Origin of the sequence: Pseudarthrobacter sp. NPDC092424, assembly GCF_044754925.1 — a bacterium.
Classification (GTDB): Bacteria; Actinomycetota; Actinomycetes; order Actinomycetales; family Micrococcaceae; genus Arthrobacter.
In genome coordinates this window covers 157,519-174,817 of sequence record NZ_JBIVQC010000006.1, presented here as the reverse complement: position 1 = coordinate 174,817, position 17,299 = coordinate 157,519, and the positions used below count along the sequence as shown (strand labels likewise).

Below are 17,299 nucleotides of genomic sequence, written 5' to 3'. Positions count from 1 at the left end.
CCAAAGGTGTCGAATCAATAGACAGCTTTCAGCCCGGTGAGCACGCAGAGCCCAGGAGGTCCCCATGTCCGTTAAAGGCGCCAGGGAAGCGGCAAGAACGCAGGGCCGGGGCGGCACCGACGCCCGCCGGGCGGATGCGGCCGGGCTGGCCGCCACTGATCCGGCGGATATCCGGAACGTGGCGCTGGTAGGCCACTCGGGTTCGGGCAAGACCATGCTGGTGGAGGCGATGCTTGCCGCCCGGGGCATGATCACGCGCAAGGGTTCGATTGCCGACGGCACCACCGTGGGCGACTCGGATCCCGCAGCCGTGCACCAGCAGCGCTCGGTCACACTCTCCCTGGTGCCGCTGTCCGTCGACGGTGTTAAGGTCAACCTCGTCGACACGCCGGGCTACCCGGATTTCATCGGCGAACTCCGGGCAGGGCTGCGCGCCGTCGATGCCGCCCTGTTCGCCGTGTCCGCGGTGGACGGCATCGATGCCACCACCACGGCGCTCTGGGACGAATGCGCGCACATGGGCCTGCCGCGCGCCGTGGCCATCACCCGCCTGGACCACCCGCGGGCAGATTACGACGGCGCCCTGGCCGCCTGCCGCACGGCGTTCGGCGAGGGCGTCCTCCCGCTCTTCGTCCCGGTGCGGACAGGCGGCGAGGTCACCGGGGTGGCCGACCTGTTGGCCGGGGACGGCGCAGACGAAGCCGCCCGGGGTGAGCTGATCGAGGCGATCATCGCCGAAAGCGAGGACGAGACGCTCATGGACCGCTACCTGGAAGGCGGGGACCTCGATCCCGAAGCCCTGGCAGCCGACCTGGAGACCGCCGTCGGCCGCGGTTCCTTCTTTCCCATCCTGCCCACCTCGGCGGTGACCGGGCTGGGAATGGAAGAACTGCTGGACCTGCTGGTCCGGGCGTTCCCGCCGCCGGCGGGGCGGCGCCTCCCGGAAGCCGCCGGGCTGTCGGGGGAGCCCGTGGAGCTGGCCGGCTGCGACCCTGACGGACCGCTCGCCGCGGAGGTGGTGCGGACATCCAGCGACGCCTTCCTTGGCCGCATCTGCCTGGTGCGCGTCTTTTCCGGCACGCTGCGCGAAGATGCCCCGGTCCACGTGGGCGGGCACGGCCTGGCGGACCGCGGCCACCAGGACCACGATTACGAGGACAGGCTCACGCACCTTTATTCCCCGCTTGGCGCTGCGCTGCGCCCGGTTCCGTTCTGCATCGCCGGGGACCTGTGCGCGGTGGCGAAACTGGGTGCTGCCGAAACCGGTGACACCATCTCCGCCAGGGACACCCCGCTGCTGCTGGCCACGTGGGACATGCCGGAACCCCTGCTGCCCGTGGCGGTGGAAGCTGACTCGCGCAGCGATGAGGACGCGCTGGCCCGCAGCCTGGGCAAGATCGCCGCCGGGGACCCGACCCTGCGGGTGGAACGCAACGCAGAGACGCACCAACTGGTGCTGTGGTGCATGGGCGAGGCCCACGCGGAGGTTCTCCTGGACCGGCTGCGGGACCAGGGCGTGAAGCTGCACACCGTGGACGTCGTCACCCCGCTGCGGGAAACGTTTTCAGCCCCCGCCGCGGGCCACGGCCGGCACGTCAAGCAGTCGGGCGGGCACGGGCAGTACGCGGTGTGCGACATCGAGGTGGAGCCGCTGGAACGCGGCACCGGCTTCGAGTTCGTGGACAAGACCGTGGGCGGCGTCATCCCGAACAGCTTCATCCCGTCCGTGGAGAAGGGCGTCCGGACGCAGATGGAGAAAGGCGTCGCCGCGGGCTTCCCCGTGGTGGACATCCGGGTGACCCTGCGGGGCGGGAAGGCGCATAGTGTTGATTCATCCGACGCCGCGTTCCAGGCCGCAGGCGCGCTTGCCCTGCGGGAAGCGGCCGCCGCGGGCAGCATCCAGCTGCTCGAGCCAGTCTCCGCTGTGGCGATCACCGTGGCGGATGAGCACGTGGGCACGGTCATGAGCGACCTTTCCGGCCGCCGCGGCCGGCTCACGGGGACCACCTCGGGAGGCGGCGGGCTGACCGAAATAAGCGCCGAGGTCCCGGACCAGGAACTGCTGCGCTACGCCGTCGAACTGCGTGCGCTGACCGCCGGCACGGGCCGGTTCCGCCGGCGCTACCTGCGGCACGAACCCGTCCCGCCGAACTTTAACCCGGCCTGAGCTTCCGGTGAATCCCGCAGCCCGCAGGATCCAGCGCATCTACCTCGCGCTGACGCTGGGCAACACCTTGGCCACGTCCTTCATCTGGGGCATCAACACGCTCTTCCTGCTCGATGCCGGGCTGACCAACCTGGAAGCATTCGCGGCCAATGCGTTCTTCATGGCCGGCATGGTGATCTTCGAAGTGCCCACCGGCGTGGTGGCGGATTCGTGGGGCCGGCGGGCATCGTTCCTCCTGGGCACCCTTACGCTCGCGGGATCCACGCTGCTGTACTACCTGCTGTGGCAGGTCTCGGCGTCCTTTTGGTGGTGGGCGGCGGTGTCCGTCCTGCTGGGCCTCGGTTTCACTTTCTTCTCCGGCGCCGTGGAAGCCTGGCTGGTTGATGCGCTGGACTTTTCCGGGTACCACGGTGCCCTGGAAAGCGTGCTGGGCCGGGGACAGATGGTCTCCGGCATTGCGATGCTTGCCGGTTCCGTGGCCGGGGGCGTCATTGCGCAGGCCACGGACCTGGGCGTTCCGTTCCTCGTGCGCGCCGCCGTACTGGCCGCGATGTTCCTGGCCGCGTTCCGGTTGATGCACGACGTCGGGTTCACGCCTGAGCGTTCGCCCCGCCCACTGCAGGCCACCCGGGCAGTCCTGGCGGCCTCGGTGGACAACGGCCTCCGGAATCCGCCCGTCCGGTACATCATGCTCGCCGCGCCGTTCACCGTAGGGGCAGGGTTCTACGTCTTCTATGCCCTCCAGCCCTACCTGCTGGCGCTCTTCGGCGACCCCCGGGCATACTCGGTCGCAGGCCTGGCAGCGGCGATTGTTGCCGGCGCGGACATCCTGGGCGGATGGCTGGCCCCGCGGCTGCGCGGCCTGGCCCGGAAGCGCACCACGGTGGTGCTGGCCAGCAGCATCACCAGCGCCCTGCTCCTGGTGGCACTGGTGGCCACCCCCGCATTCTGGCTTGCCCTGGTGCTTCTGGCACTCTGGGCCGTAGTGGCCGCGGCCGGCACACCGGTCCGGAAGGCCTACCTGAACGGGATGGTCGCGTCCCGGCAGCGGGCCACGGTGCTCAGCTTCGACTCGCTGATGGGCTCAGCCGGCGGAGTGGTGGCACAGCCGCTGCTGGGCCGGACCGCTGATCTCTACGGCTACCCCGCCTCCCTGGCCGTGGCCGGCATGCTCCAGTTGATGGCGGCGCCCTTCATCTTCCTGAGCCGGCGCCGCCGAGCACCGGCGGACACTGCGTCCGGCGACGCCGCGCGGGGACCGGCATCCGGCGTCTAGCTGGGAGAACGCGGAAAATGACGGTTTAGTGCGCTATTGCGCGGTGGCCGGGACCATGGCCTAAACTGCATCACTGACGCGCCTGAAATGGCGTTTCCGCAGCAACGAAAGTGAACAAGCCATGGCTACTGATTACGACGCTCCCCGCAAGCAGGAAGAAGAGACCCCGGCTGACTCGCTGGAGGCACTCCAGGCCTCGCGCGGCGGCAACGCGCAGACGGCAGTCATCGACGTCGACGAAAACGACACCGCAGAGGGCATCGACCTCCCCGGCGCAGACCTCTCCAACGAGGAGCTGACCGTCATCGTGGTGCCCGAGCAGGACGACGAATTCACCTGTTCCTCATGCTTCCTGGTCCGCCACCGCTCCCAGGTGGCGCGCGAAAAAGGCGGCCTGAAATACTGCCGTGACTGCGAAGGGTAACTGCCGGGCCCGGCCCTATGCCGCCGCCGTTATCCGCATAACGGCGGGGTGCAGGAACGGCACCCAAAAGGGTGACGGAACGCCCCCGCAGGCCCTTGTATTTATGGCCGTGTGACCCGCCCGGCCCTTCCCTAACGGTTGCGCGCCGAAGCGGCCACAGCCCTCGCCTGCGGCCTGCGACGCTCCTACGCTTGAGCTATCCAATCGCTTCGCACATGGGTGGCACCACAATGAAAAAACTCTCCATCTGGCTCACCGCCATTCTCATGGCTGTAGGGCTGGGCATCATGGTTCCGGGGCCCGCCTCGGCAACCACATCGTATTGCGGACTCGTCTGGGGATCCTTGGCCAAGGCGGATCCGGACATGAGCCGTGCGCAGGTCACCAACGTCCGGACGGGGCAGCATTACTGCTTCGACCGGCTGGTGGTGGACCTCAACGGGCCGGCCTCCGGCTACAACGTCCGGTACGTCTCCCAGGTCGTCCAGGACGGCTCCGGCCTCCCTGTTCCGGTCAGGGGCGGGGCGCGGATTCAGATCACGGTCAACGCGCCGTCGTATGACGCCTACGGCAAGCCCACGTACAACCCTGCCAACAAGGCTGAGCTGACCAACGTTTCCGGCTACCAGACGTTCCGCCAGGTGGCCTGGGCCGGCAGCTTCGAGGGCTACACGACCCTTGGCCTGGGCGTCCGCGCCCGCCTGCCGTTCCGGGTCTTCACCCTCAACGGACCCGGTACCGGGTCCCGGGTGGTGGTGGACGTGGCGCACTTCTGGTGACAGCTGCGCTGGCGCACACCAAGGTGCCGTGCCCCAGGGGAGGGGGCGCGGCACCCTTGCGTTGCGGGAGTACGACGGCGGACTCGGCGTTAATTAGTAAGCTCACTGAGAAATTTCCGCCCGCCCAGTTGCCGTGGCCCGTCCGGCTGGTAGGTTCAGATTTGCTGGACTAATCGAGGAGGACTCATGAAAGCTTCACCGACACTGACCAATAACATGCAGGCCGTGCTTACCGACCTGATCGAGCTGCACCTGCAGGGCAAGCAGGCCCACTGGAATATCGTGGGAACCAACTTCCGGGACCTCCACCTGCAGCTGGACGAGATTGTTGACGCAGCCCGCCAGTTCGCCGACGACACCGCAGAACGGATGCGCGCACTGCATGCCCTTCCGGACGGCCGCAGCGCCACCGTGTCCGGCTCCACCAACCTGCCCCCGTTCCCCGACGGCCTGATCAGCACCAAGGACGCCATCGACCGGATCGTTGCCGCCCTCGAAGCCGCAGTGGGAACCATGCGCAAGGTCCATGACGAGGTGGACGAGGAAGACCCCACCACCGCTGACCTGCTGCACGAGTTCATCGCCCGGCTGGAACAGTTCGCCTGGATGGTCAACGCCGAAACCATGAAGGCCACGGCCAGCGTCACTACCCCCGACTCGAAGTAGCCGGGTCCCTCCACCCCGTACCACCGGTCCGCACCCCTGCTCCCGGAAGTCCCCGGGGCGGGGGTGCGGCATTTAACAGCGCTTCGGGTTTCAGGGCAGGCTTTAGACTTGAGGCTGCATGTCCGCACGCAGCATGAGTACCACACCGCGCACAACCCCGATTGGACACGGCCCCCTTGCGAGAATTCACCGCACGCTTTGCCACTGACGAGGAAACAGAAAACTGGGACAAGCACGTCACGGCCAATCCCAACGGCGGCAACATGCTCCAGTCCGCCGCGTACGCTTCGGTGAAGAACGGCAGCGGCTGGACGGTCCGCTTCCTGGTGCTGGAGTGCGGCGGCCAGGCCAGCTACAACCTGGTGCTGGAAAAGCGCTTCCCCGTACTCGGCCGGCTCTGGTACCTCATCAAGGGCCCGGACCTTGCCGTAGCCGACCTGAAGCCGGCCCTCGAAGCGTGCGCGGCACTGGTCCGGGAGCGGAAACTGAACGTCTTCACCATCAAGGTTGAACCCGACATCGTGGACTCCGCCGAGGCACATGCACACCTTGCCGCCGCCGGACTGGTCAAAGCGCCGAACATCCAGTCCAACGATTCCACTGCCATTCTGGACATCTCCGGTCCGGAAGAGGCAGTCTTCAAGGCGATCTCCTCGCGCGCCCGGAATGCCATCCGCCGCGCCGGGCGCGAAGGATGCGAAGTGGTGCGGCGCGAGCCCGGGCCGGAAACCTACCGTGCCCTGTACGGGCTCATGGCGGATACCGTCAGCGCCAAGGGCTCCATGCCGCTGCGCAGCTACGCGTACTACGCCGAATTCTGGGAGGAATTCTGCAGCCGGGGCCAGGGCAGTTTCTTCTTCACCTATGAGGACGGCAAGCCCAGCGTGGGCGCCTTCGTGATCAATTACGGCGCCAAGGCCACGTACAAGGACGGCGGCTCCACCCAGAACCGCAAACAGTACGGTGACTCCCACCTGGTCCAGTGGACAGCCATCCGGCACATGCAGGAGCTGGGGTGCACCGAGTACGACTTCTGCGGCACGCCGCCGGCTGCCCGGATCAAGGACAAGACGCACAACCTGTACGGGATGGGTATGTTCAAGACCAGCTTCACCAAGTCCGTTACCGATTTCGTGGGCTGCCATGATTACGTCCTCTCGCCCGTGCGGCACACGCTGTGGGCGAAAGGCGGGGAACGGGTGTTCCGCCGGATCGAGACGGCCCGCACCGGCCAGCAGTTCTACTGACGGGCTGCCCACCTGCCGACCCAGGCATTCGTGCCCGTGACATCCTCGCCCGCGCTCCCGCAGCATCAGAGTTCCGAAGAAGGTAAACCCGTGAATCCAGCCACCGCAGCAACCGATCTTGAGTTCGTCCTTCTCAGCGACGCCGACTTCGAAGCGTTCGCCGTGAAGCACCCCCGGAACAGCTTCCTGCAGTCCGTGGACTTCGCGCGCTTCCAGCGCGCCAGGGGACAGGAAGTGGAGCTCTTCGGCGTGCGCCGCGCCGGTGAGCTGGTGGCAGCGGGAAAGCTGAACTACACCACCACCCGCCTGGGCTACAAGGTCTGCGATTGCGCCAAGGGACCGCTGATGGACTTCACGGACCCCGCATTGGTGGGGGCCGTCGTCGGACTCCTCCGCGCACACGCGGCCAAGCGTAGGGCCGCCGAGCTGCGGATCTCACCTAATGTGAAGTACATCGCCCGTGATGCCGACGGCGCCGAGCACCCTGAGGCGGAAGACAACCGGCCGCTGGTGGCCGCGCTGTCCGGGCTGGGTTTCGCGCACCAGGGTCTTGAGATGGACTTCGTGAACGTCAACTGGATGTTCGTCAAGGATCTTACCGGGATCCAGGACGCCGAAGAGCTGATCATGGGCACCAGTTACCGCACCCGCAAGGCCATCCGCAAGGCGGAAAAGAACGGGGTGTTCCTGGAACAGGCCAGCCTGGAAACCCTCGACGATTTCTACTCCGCGCTGAGCCGCGCCGGCGAGGAGAAGGGTTTCACCTACCGGGAACGCGAATACTACGAACAGTTGCTCCGTACCACCTCTCCCGAGTTCACCAAGCTGATGATGGCCAAGATCGACATTCCGGCGTACCGGGAATCGATCACGGAGCGCCTGGCTGCCGAGAGCGCCACGGCCGCAGAGCTGCGGCGTGATGTGGAGGAGACCGGCAGCAAAAAGAAGGCCAACCGGCTCAAGGTGGTCCAGGACCTGGTGGACAGCTATGAGCGCAGCCTCAAGGACATTGAGCGGTTCCCGGATTCGGTGGGTACTGCCACGGTGGCCGCCATTCATTTCGTCTGCTACGGCGATGAGGTGGTGTGTGTCATCGGCGGCACCGTCCAGGACTACATCTACTTCAACGGTGCCACGTCACTGTATTGGGGCATGATGCTGCACGCCCTGGAAAAAGGCTATCCGCGGTACAACTTCTACGGCACGTTCGGCATTTCCGGACAGAACGAGGAAGGCCACGGCGGCTACGAGTTCAAGAAGGGCTTCGGCGGCGAGGTGGTCCAGTTGGTGGGCGACTTCGTGTTGCCGGTCCGTCCTGCCGTATTCCACGCCAACCGGCTGGCCCGTGCCGCTGCCGGGGCTGCCCGGACCGTTCTGGGTAAGCTGCCCCTGAAGCGCGCCTGACAGCCGAACATACCGCAGCACCGGAGCCGCAGTACCGGGAGGAGGGACCCATGACCGACCGCCCAGAGCAGACGCACCCTGAACAGGCGCGCCCCGAACAGGCGCGCCCTGAACAGGCGCCAGCCGGGCAGCCCCGCTCCGGCCGGCCGCCCACCGACGGCCTGCCCCGGACCGAGCCGCTGAGCCCCTCCCAGGTCCGGCAGAACGCGGCGGCCAAGAAGATGCTGCGCCGGCTGGTGCAGGGCGAGAGCCCGCCCACGGCTCCGCTGAGCATCGTGGACCGGCTGGCCGGCAGCCCGTACGCCAACCCGATGATCCAAGTGGGCGGCGTGGACACCTCCGCCCGCAAAACCCTGGACTTCGTGCTGCACCTTGCCGAGACCATGTTCCGGTACGGTGCCGGCGCCCTCGAAGTGGAAACGAGCATTATCGCCGTCACCGCCGCGCTGGGGCTGAAGAACATCGAGGTGGACATCACCAACCAGTCCGTCGGCATCAACTACGCGCCCAAGGACCAGACCCCCATTTCGCTGCTGCGCGTAGTCCGGTCCTGGACCAACAACTACGCCGGCCTGGCCAAGGTACACCAGCTGGTGACGGACATCGTGGCCGGGGGAGTGGGCCGCGACGAGGCCATCCGCCGGCTGGACGAGGCCATCACCAGCCCCAAGCCGTTCCCGCGGTGGATGGTCACCGTGGCCTTCGGTGTGTTCGCTGCCGTGTTCGTGGGCGTTCTGGGCGGCGGACCCGTCTCCTCGGCCGTGGCTTTCGCGGCGAACATCGGCATCAGCCTGCTTGCCCGCCAGCTGGGCCGGTGGCGGGTGCCGGACTTCTTCATCACGGCCAGCTGCTCCTTCGTGGTCACGCTGCTGGCGCTGGTGCTGTGGCAGTTCGGGCTCACCAACTCCCCGGCCATCGTGGTGGTGGGCGGCATTCTCCTGCTGCTTCCGACGGGCCGGCTGGTCTCCTCCGTGCAGGACGCCATCAACGGCTTCCCTGTCACTGCGGCCGGCCGGTTCCTCTCCACCCTGCTGACCTTCGGGGCCATCGTGGCCGGCATCGCCGTCGCCTTCGTAGTGGGCGAGCTGACCGGGATGCAGCGCATCGACGTCACGCAAACCTATCCGCCGGCCTACGACCTCTGGGTCCTGGTCCTCTTCGTTGCCGTGGCGGTGGTGGCCATCGGAGTCACCGAACAGACCGCCTGGAAACTCCTCCTTCCCACCGCGGCCGTGGGCGTGGCGGGCTACCTCGTCCTGCTGGGGAGCGGTTCGCTGGGCATCGGGGACCGCTTCTCGCCTGCCATCGCCGCCGTGGTGATCGGCCTCCTCGGACGCGTGGTGGCGCTGCGGATGGGCGCGCCGCAGCTGGTGGTGGCCGTGCCCGCTGCGCTGATCCTGCTGCCGGGCCTCACCATCTTCCGCTCGATGTACGTGCTCACCATCGAGGAGGCCGAGATCCTGCTGGGCGCCGGAGGGATGCTCAACGCCGGCGCGATCGTCCTGGGCACCGCCGGCGGGATTGTGCTGGGCGATACCCTCGCCCGCCCGCTGACGCGCAGCCTTGCGAGCAACGAACGCCGGCGCGCCCGCCGCCGCTGAAGCGCCGGACGAAGCCTCAGATCTGCCCGACCGGAAGTTTCTTCTCGGCCTGGAACACGTCCTCCACCCGGCCCTTGGCCCAGTAGCCGGACAGCGACACCTGGCTGCGTTCCAGCCCGCGCTGCTCGAAGAAGACCTGGCGCAGCCCCTTCATGTATCCCCGTTCCCCGTGGGCGAAGACGTCCACGCGCCCGTCGGGCCAGTCGGCGTCCGCCACCGCGTCCACAAGACGGCTGCCGCTGCCCGCCGGTGAGCCGTCGCGGGTGAGCCAGCTGATGCGCACCCCGGCGGGCGCGCGCAGCTGCTGGATGTCGGCGTCGGAATCCACTTCCAGGAACGCCAGCCCGGCGGCACCGGCAGGCAGGGACTCCAGGACGGCGGCAATGGCCGGCAGCGCAGCCTCGTCGCCGGCGAAGAGGTACCAGTCCGCATCGGGCGAGGGGTTGTAGGCGCCGCCCGGGCCGGTGAAGGTCAAGGGATCACCCGGCTCGGCACGGGCAGCCCACGGACCGGCCAGCCCCTCATCGCCATGCACCACGAAGTCGATGGCGAGTTCACGCGCGGCCTCGTCCACCCACCGGATCGTGTAGGTCCGGGTAAACGGCCATTGCTCCCTGGGCATCGTCTCCCGGATCTGCCACAGGTCCAGCGGCTCCGGGTACCGCACGCCGGGCTGCGGGAAAACGATCTTCACATACCGGTCCGCGTATCCGTTGTTGAGGAAGTCAGCGAAGCCCTCGCCGCCGGCGACGATCCGCACCATATGAGGGGACAACTGCTCCCGGCGCAGCACCGTGAGATTGATCTGCGGGCGGCTTTGCTTGGTGGCGCTCGTGGCGGCGGGAAGGCTACTCATGGGATTCAGCCTAGCCAGAGGCAGGGCTCACGGCACAGGGGGAAGCTCCCAGGTTACGCCGGCCGCGCCCTGTTCCTGCAGGAGCCCGTTGACCCTGCTGAACGGCCGCGAGCCGAAGAACCCCCGGGATGCGGACAGCGGGCTGGGGTGGGCGCTGGCCACGGCCGGCACACCGGGCAGGAGTGGCCGGACGGCCTCCGCGTCCTTGCCCCAGAGCACGGCGACCAGGGGCAACCCGGCCCCGTCCGGACCCCGGCGGGCCGCCAGCGCGGCGACTGCCGCCGTCGTGATTTCCTCCCACCCCTTGCCCCGGTGGGAGCCCGCTGCCCCCGCGCGCACGCTCATCACGCGGTTCAGCAGCAGCACCCCCTGCTCCGCCCACGCTGACAGGTCCCCGTGGGTCCGCGGCGGAATTCCGAGGTCAGCTTCCAGTTCGCGGTAGATGTTTGCCAGGCTCCGTGGAATGGGGCGAGTGCGGCCGTCCACGGAGAAGGACAGGCCCACCGCATGCCCGGGCGTGGGATACGGGTCCTGGCCCACCACCAGCACCTTCACGGCAGCAAGCGGCCGGCGGAAGGCCCGGAGCACGCACGACGGCGGCGGCAGGACCGGGTGCCCGGCAGCCACTTCCGTGGCCAGGAAGGAGAGCACGCTCCGCAGCCTGTCCTCGACGCCCGCCAGTGCCTCCGCCCAGTCCGGGGCCACGAGCTCCTCGAGCGGCCTCTGCGCCAAGGCTGCAAAGGTTTCGGTGTCCGCCGGCTCCGCGGCGAGGTCGAACAACGCATCTGAATCCCACACGCTCCCATTCTCGCAGGGCCGCTGCCTGGGGAGGCCGGCCGGGGAACGGGGCGCGTGCCGAATGACAAGGCTGTTATTCCTCCGTAGCATGGGGGCAGGACATTTGCCGCACCGGCAAGCAAAAGCAGCGACCGTAACGATTGAAGGAGTATGCCGTGGCGGAGCCAGCGCGCGAATACCTGCCGGAGCAGGAACCGCGGAAGGCACTCCTGGCGGACTTCACCCTGCGGGATTCGCCCCTGAGTGAGCGCGACCAGCAGATGCTTGCCCTCGAACGCCAATGGTGGAAGTACGCAGGGGCCAAGGAACAGGCCATCCGGGAGCTTTTCGACCTCTCCGCCACGCACTATTACCAGTTGCTGAATGCCCTCATTGATACCGAGGATGCGCTGGCGCACGATCCCATGCTGGTCAAGAGATTGCGTAGACTACGTACGTCACGCCAGCGCGCCCGCACCGCGCGGCGCCTGGGTTCGGACGCGTAATTCGCTCAGGCTGAGCCCGCATCAGCAATCAACAAGGACTGTCTTCCATGCCCAAATATGCCCGCGATGAATTCGACAAGGTCCCGGAGGCCGCTTCGCGGCAAGGCGTCCACCGGGCGGCCACGCCGCCGTCGCGCGTCCGCCTCTGGCCCATTCTCGCGGCAGGCGCCGTGGCGCTGGCCATTGGCGCCGTGGCCTTCCTGATCCTCCCCAAGCTGGGATTCAGCCCGCTGGGGCAGGCCTCCTCCAGCGTGGAGGCGCCCCTGGCGGACACCGGGTCATCGCCCTCAGCTTCGGCGGCACCCTCGGCAACCGCCAGCGAATCCGCCACCCCGTCCGCCACCGCAAAGCCGTCGGCCACCGCCACCGCCGAGCCGGAACCCACTGAAACGGCTGTGCCCGTGGATAAGACCCAGTCGGTTGCCGTCTACAACGCCGCCGGAACCGCGGGCCTTGCCGGGCGGGTTGGCACCGCTGTGCAGGCAGACGGCTGGCCGCTGGGCGAGGTGGCCAACTGGTCCGGCGCCCCGCAGCAGGCGTCCGTGATCTTCTACGCCGGCGAGGCCCAGCGGGCCAACGCCGAGGCCTTGGCTGCACTGCTCGGCATCCCCACGGTGGTAAGCAGCACCGAATTCCAGGCCCCGCTGGTGGTGGTCCTGGGACCGGGGTATGCCTAAGCCGCGCACCCCGGCCGGCATTGGCTACAGTACATTCCAGGCCCTGGTCCGGGCCGGACGGCACACAACGGCGTGGACTGCCGGATTCAACCGAAAGAATGGTCATCATGGCATTGGGAACCGTCAAATGGTTCAACGCTGAAAAGGGCTACGGCTTCATCACCGTTGACGGCTCGGGCGATGACATCTTTGTCCACTGGTCCGCCATCGAAGGCGAAGGCTACCGGGCACTGGACGAAGGGCAGCGTGTGGAGCTGGAAGTCGGCGAGGGTGAGAAGGGCCCGCAGGCCGAAAGCGTCCGGCCAGTCGAATGAAGGCCAGGTTCAAGCGGAACGCACTCTTTGCCGCAGTCCTCTGCACTGCCCTGCCCGGGGCGGCCTGTACGGCGGTGCCCGGCAACGCCCGGACCGAGGCCGCGGAGGCATCAGGCGACGGCATCCTGCGCATCGGCCTCCTCCTGGACAACACCGGCGGCAATGCCTTCCTGAACGCACCCCAACTCGCAGCCGCCGAACTGGCCGTGCGGGAGATCAACGCCGGCGGCGGGCACAAGGGCCGGCCCGTGGAACTGCTCCCCGCCACGCCGGGCGGGGACCCCGCGGCCCAGGCCAACACCTTCGTCACGCTCAAGGCGGACGTGGTCATCGGCCCCACGGATTCGAGCAACGCCCCGGCAGTCATCGACGTCCTCTCCCGCGCCCGGACGCCCCTGGTCTCGCCCGCCAACACCGCCGCCGGCCTAAGCAGCGCCAAGAGCGGCGGCTACTACTTCCGCACCGCCCCCGCGGACATCGCGCAGGCTCCGGTCCTCGTGAAACTGGCCAAGGAAGCAGGTGCCAACCGTGTCTCGGTGATGCACCAGGAAGGTTCCTATGGCGGTGACGTGTCCGCCGCCGTCGTCCGCGCCGCCGAGGAGGCAGGACTGGATGTGGGGGCTACCGCATCCTTCAGCCCCGGCGACGCCGGGACTGCGGCTGCCAAGGCAGGCGAGGGCTCCGGTGCGGTTATCCTGATTGCCCGCGACGGGGCGCAGGGTGCCCTGGCGGAGCTGAATAACGCCGGGGTGGACGGCGCCAGGATCATCCTGAGCGACGGCGCTTTCGCCCGGTATGGCGGGGCCCTGGCGGCCAAAGCGTTGGACGGGGCGCGTGCGGTGGTTCCCGGAAAGCTGGCAGCGGCAGGGTTTCAGGGCCGCATCCTCGAGGTGGACAAGGGGCTGCGTGACATGTCCTTCGCCGCGGAGACCTATGACGCCGTCACTCTTTCCGCGCTCGCAGCCGCGCATGCGCAGGACGACGCCGGCCGGTCCATCGCCGCGAACCTGATTGCCGTCTCCGGCGGATCCGAGGCGGCGTGCACGGCGTACAAGGAATGCCTAGCCGGCCTGTCCGGCGGCGGGGAGATCAATTACGACGGCGAATCCGGCCCGGTTGCCTTCGACGCCAACGGAGACATCACCTCCGCTTCCTTCATGGTCTTCACCTACGGAGCGGACAACAATCCGGCGCCCACCGGAAGCGAGACCGCAGGCAGGGCGGGCGGCTGACCGCGCTCCGCAAAGAACGCTCCACGCGGCCCGCTCCGGGTCCGCTTTCGCTTGCACTCTCACCGGGGGAGTGCTAATTATTGACTTAGCACTCTGACGTACCGACTGCTAAAGCAATGCCGGCCCCCGGCGGCGCAGCACCGGGCGAGGAGCGAGAAACACCTAACTGGAGTGAGGTCCGCCTCCGGAGGCATACAGAGGCCGCCGGTGCGAACCGTCCGTCGCGGGCACTGCAGCGAAGGTTCATTCTTAACGACTGTCCCGAAAGGACTACTGCCGTTATGGCCAAGATCATTGCATTTGATGAAGAGGCACGCCGCGGCCTTGAGCGGGGCCTGAACACCCTCGCCGACGCCGTTAAGGTCACCCTCGGCCCGCGTGGACGCAACGTCGTCCTCGAGAAGAAGTGGGGCGCCCCCACGATCACCAACGATGGTGTTTCCATCGCCAAGGAGATCGAGCTGGACGATCCCTACGAGAAGATCGGCGCCGAGCTGGTCAAGGAAGTTGCCAAGAAGACGGACGACGTCGCCGGTGACGGTACCACCACCGCCACCGTGCTGGCCCAGGCGCTGGTCAAGGAAGGCCTGCGCAACGTTGCCGCCGGAGCCGACCCGCTGTCCCTCAAGCGCGGCATCGAAAAGGCTGTTGACGCCGTTACCGCCGAGCTGCTGAACTCCGCCAAGGAAATCGAAACCAAGGAAGAAATCGCGGCCACGGCCTCCATCTCTGCCGGTGACGACGAAATCGGCGCCCTGATCGCCGAAGCCCTGGACAAGGTGGGCAAGGAAGGCGTCATCACGGTCGAGGAGTCCAACACCTTCGGCCTGGAGCTCGAGCTCACCGAAGGCATGCGCTTCGACAAGGGCTACATCTCCGCCTACTTCGTCACCGACGCGGAGCGCCAGGAAACGGTCCTTGAGGACCCGTACATCCTGATCGTCAACTCCAAGATCTCCAACGTCAAGGAACTGGTTGCTGTCCTGGAAAAGGTCATGCAGTCCAACAAGCCGCTGCTGATCATCGCCGAGGACATCGAGGGCGAGGCCCTGGCCACGCTGATCGTCAACAAGATCCGCGGCACCTTCAAGTCCGTCGCCGTCAAGGCTCCGGGCTTCGGCGACCGCCGCAAGGCGCAGCTGGCCGACATTGCCGTCCTCACCGGCGGCCAGGTCATCTCCGAAGAGGTTGGCCTCAAGCTGGAGAACGCCGGCCTGGAACTCCTGGGCAAGGCACGCAAGGTTGTTGTCACCAAGGACGAGACCACCATCGTTGAAGGTGCCGGCGACGCCGACCAGATCGCCGGCCGCGTGTCCCAGATCCGCGCCGAGATCGAGAACTCCGACTCCGACTACGACCGCGAGAAGCTGCAGGAGCGCCTGGCCAAGCTGGCCGGCGGCGTTGCAGTCATCAAGGCCGGCGCAGCCACCGAGGTTGAGCTGAAGGAACGCAAGCACCGCATCGAAGACGCAGTGCGCAACGCCAAGGCTGCCGTTGAAGAAGGCATCGTCGCCGGTGGCGGCGTGGCCCTCATCCAGGCCGGCGCCAAGGCCTTCGCAAACCTGCAGCTCTCCGGCGATGAAGCAACGGGCGCCAACATCGTCCGCGTTGCCATCGACGCTCCGCTGAAGCAGATCGCCTTCAACGCCGGCATGGAACCGGGCGTTGTGGTGGACAAGGTCCGCGGCCTGCCCGCAGGCCACGGCCTGAACGCAGCAACCGGCGAATACGTCGACCTGCTGGCTGCCGGCGTGAACGACCCCGTCAAGGTGACCCGCTCTGCCCTGCAGAACGCAGCCTCCATTGCCGGCCTCTTCCTCACCACCGAGGCAGTTGTGGCCGACAAGCCCGAGAAGAACGCTGCCCCCGTCGGCGGCGGCGACGAGATGGGTGGCATGGGCGGCTTCTAGCCTTCCCTGCTTTCCCGTCCGGGTCTTCTCCCGGATGCACCACGAAATGCGGTTCCCTCTCCGGAGGGGGCCGCATTTCGCGTTTCGCCAAAACTCAAGGGGGAGGGCGGGGCGTCTGGCAGGATAGAGCAGTGACGATTACTGCAGCGGCTGACGGTTCGGCCTTGGGAAACCCCGGCCCGGCCGGATGGGCCTGGTATGTGAATGACGACTGCTGGCGGGCCGGCGGGTGGCCGCATGGAACGAACAACCAGGGCGAGCTGATGGCCGTCCTGGACCTGCTCCGGGCCACGGCGCATGTTCCCGAGGAGGACCTGCGGATTCTCTGTGACAGCCAGTACGTCATCAATTCGATCACCAAGTGGATGCCGGGCTGGAAGCGCAAGGGCTGGCGGAAGGCGGACGGCAAGCCCGTCCTCAACGTCGAGCTGCTCAAGGAGCTGGACCGGGAGCTGGCAGGCAGGAAATACACGTTCGAATGGGTCAAGGGCCACGCCGGGCATGATCTCAACGAAGCTGCCGACGAGCGGGCCCGGGCGGCCGCCACCGCGTACCAGCAGGGCGTGGCCGCCCGTTCGGGCCCGGGCTTCCCGGCCTCCCACGCGCATGCCGCCAAGGCGCCGGCGATGGTACGGGCTCAGCAGGCGGAGCCGGAGCCGGCACGGCCGGCGTCCGCCCCAGCCGCGCCGGCGGCCCGGGGTGTTGCGGACTACGGCGTCCCCGATCTCTTCAGCCAGCTCGCGGATGACGAACTGGGAGCCGACGCCGCCCGGCCTGCCCACGCGGCCCCCGAGGCCCTGGTGGAGGAACTGGAACGTGAACTCCTCGGCCCGCTGGTGCGGGGCGACATGGGCCGCACGGCGGTACTGCTGCACCCGGACTTCATGGAAATCGGCAGTTCGGGCCGGGTATGGACCCGCGATGCCATGATGATGGCACTGGAGGACGATCCGGGGGAGCGGACGGAGATCGAAGTGCTCGCGGCGGACCGCATCGGCACCGGCGCCGTCCTGCTGACCTACCGAAGCTTTGCCCGGTCAGGCACAACCCTGCGAAGCTCCCTCTGGGTGCTGGACGGCGACCGCTGGCGGCTGCGCTTCCACCAGGGGACGCCGGAGGCATAGCTGGAGCGGCGGCTCAGCTGAAGCGCTGAGTGTTGCCCTGCTCGGCCTGCGCGTAGGTGTTGGCTGCGGATACCAGCGCGGCGTTGATCGATGCCAGGGACGCCTCGACGCGGCCCTGGGTGATGGTCCACTCCGTGACGAGGGCCTGGAAGTTGGTGGCCGCTGACCCGCGCCACGAGCCCTGGAGCTCATCCAGGCCGTACTTCATGGCCTGGACATCGGCGCTGATCCTGTCCACCGTGGCCTGCACGTTGGCGGATTTCAGCTGGAGAAGTTCGGTGTCCACCGAAATGATGCTCATGGCTCGTTTCCCTTTCGCTGTACGGTGCAGCCTGCGCT

General features: G+C 67.6%; 17 protein-coding genes. 14 read left to right on the top strand and 3 right to left on the bottom strand.

What is annotated here, in order from left to right; translation table 11 throughout:
- The first annotated feature begins 64 nt into the window (after window positions 1-64).
- From ACIQCN_RS11155 to ACIQCN_RS11120, 8 genes are all read left to right on the top strand, one after another.
- Window positions 65-2,167 (top strand): elongation factor G-like protein EF-G2, encoded by a 2,103-nt coding sequence (locus ACIQCN_RS11155; RefSeq protein ID WP_400610946.1) that lies wholly within the window; start codon window positions 65-67, stop codon window positions 2,165-2,167.
- 7 nt (window positions 2,168-2,174) lie between these two features.
- A complete protein-coding gene (locus tag ACIQCN_RS11150) occupies window positions 2,175-3,443 on the top strand; it encodes an MFS transporter (RefSeq protein WP_400610944.1) in 1,269 nt (422 codons plus the stop codon).
- 121 nt (window positions 3,444-3,564) lie between these two features.
- Window positions 3,565-3,867 carry a DUF4193 domain-containing protein gene (locus ACIQCN_RS11145; RefSeq protein ID WP_400608238.1) on the top strand — a complete coding sequence of 101 codons (303 nt, stop codon included), beginning with the start codon at window positions 3,565-3,567 and terminating at the stop codon, window positions 3,865-3,867.
- A 230-nt stretch (window positions 3,868-4,097) separates the two neighbouring features.
- Window positions 4,098-4,646 (top strand): hypothetical protein, encoded by a 549-nt coding sequence (locus ACIQCN_RS11140; RefSeq protein ID WP_400608237.1) that lies wholly within the window; start codon window positions 4,098-4,100, stop codon window positions 4,644-4,646.
- 186 nt (window positions 4,647-4,832) lie between these two features.
- Window positions 4,833-5,312 (top strand): Dps family protein, encoded by a 480-nt coding sequence (locus tag ACIQCN_RS11135; protein ID WP_400608235.1) that lies wholly within the window; start codon window positions 4,833-4,835, stop codon window positions 5,310-5,312.
- Between the two features lie 176 nt (window positions 5,313-5,488).
- Window positions 5,489-6,559 carry a lipid II:glycine glycyltransferase FemX gene (locus tag ACIQCN_RS11130; protein ID WP_400610942.1) on the top strand — a complete coding sequence of 357 codons (1,071 nt, stop codon included), beginning with the start codon at window positions 5,489-5,491 and terminating at the stop codon, window positions 6,557-6,559.
- A 90-nt stretch (window positions 6,560-6,649) separates the two neighbouring features.
- Window positions 6,650-7,963, top strand: coding sequence for a peptidoglycan bridge formation glycyltransferase FemA/FemB family protein (locus tag ACIQCN_RS11125; protein WP_400610940.1), 1,314 nt, complete (start codon window positions 6,650-6,652; stop codon window positions 7,961-7,963).
- 50 nt (window positions 7,964-8,013) lie between these two features.
- The gene (locus ACIQCN_RS11120) at window positions 8,014-9,564 is read left to right on the top strand and encodes a threonine/serine exporter ThrE family protein (protein ID WP_400610937.1); all 1,551 of its coding nucleotides are present in this window, start codon (window positions 8,014-8,016) and stop codon (window positions 9,562-9,564) included.
- Between the two features lie 16 nt (window positions 9,565-9,580).
- Here the strand turns inward: ACIQCN_RS11120 and ACIQCN_RS11115 are convergent, their stop codons facing one another.
- A complete protein-coding gene (locus ACIQCN_RS11115) occupies window positions 9,581-10,420 on the bottom strand; it encodes a siderophore-interacting protein (RefSeq protein ID WP_400608228.1) in 840 nt (279 codons plus the stop codon).
- Window positions 10,421-10,447: 27 nt separating this feature from the next.
- On the bottom strand, window positions 10,448-11,218 hold the full coding sequence (locus ACIQCN_RS11110; protein WP_400608226.1) for a uracil-DNA glycosylase: 771 nt from the start codon (window positions 11,216-11,218) through the stop codon (window positions 10,448-10,450).
- A 155-nt stretch (window positions 11,219-11,373) separates the two neighbouring features.
- On the opposite strand from ACIQCN_RS11110, the gene ACIQCN_RS11105 reads away from it, so the two are divergent.
- From ACIQCN_RS11105 to ACIQCN_RS11080, 6 genes are all read left to right on the top strand, one after another.
- A complete protein-coding gene (locus tag ACIQCN_RS11105; RefSeq protein WP_400608224.1) occupies window positions 11,374-11,703 on the top strand; it encodes a DUF3263 domain-containing protein in 330 nt (109 codons plus the stop codon).
- Between the two features lie 47 nt (window positions 11,704-11,750).
- Complete coding sequence (locus ACIQCN_RS11100) at window positions 11,751-12,380, top strand: LytR C-terminal domain-containing protein (protein WP_400610935.1); 630 nt, start codon at window positions 11,751-11,753, stop codon at window positions 12,378-12,380.
- Between the two features lie 98 nt (window positions 12,381-12,478).
- Window positions 12,479-12,694, top strand: coding sequence for a cold-shock protein (locus ACIQCN_RS11095; RefSeq protein WP_400608220.1), 216 nt, complete (start codon window positions 12,479-12,481; stop codon window positions 12,692-12,694).
- Window positions 12,691-13,926 (top strand): ABC transporter substrate-binding protein, encoded by a 1,236-nt coding sequence (locus tag ACIQCN_RS11090; protein ID WP_400610933.1) that lies wholly within the window; start codon window positions 12,691-12,693, stop codon window positions 13,924-13,926. Before ACIQCN_RS11095 ends, ACIQCN_RS11090 begins: the two co-directional genes overlap by 4 nt.
- 281 nt (window positions 13,927-14,207) lie before the next feature.
- A complete protein-coding gene (gene groL / locus ACIQCN_RS11085; RefSeq protein WP_400610931.1) occupies window positions 14,208-15,836 on the top strand; it encodes a chaperonin GroEL in 1,629 nt (542 codons plus the stop codon).
- A 131-nt stretch (window positions 15,837-15,967) separates the two neighbouring features.
- Complete coding sequence (locus tag ACIQCN_RS11080) at window positions 15,968-16,960, top strand: RNase H family protein (RefSeq protein WP_400608214.1); 993 nt, start codon at window positions 15,968-15,970, stop codon at window positions 16,958-16,960.
- Between the two features lie 13 nt (window positions 16,961-16,973).
- Here the strand turns inward: ACIQCN_RS11080 and ACIQCN_RS11075 are convergent, their stop codons facing one another.
- Entirely contained in the window at window positions 16,974-17,261 is a 288-nt protein-coding gene (locus ACIQCN_RS11075; protein WP_400610929.1) for a WXG100 family type VII secretion target, read from the bottom strand.
- Between the last annotated feature and the right edge of the window lie 38 nt (window positions 17,262-17,299).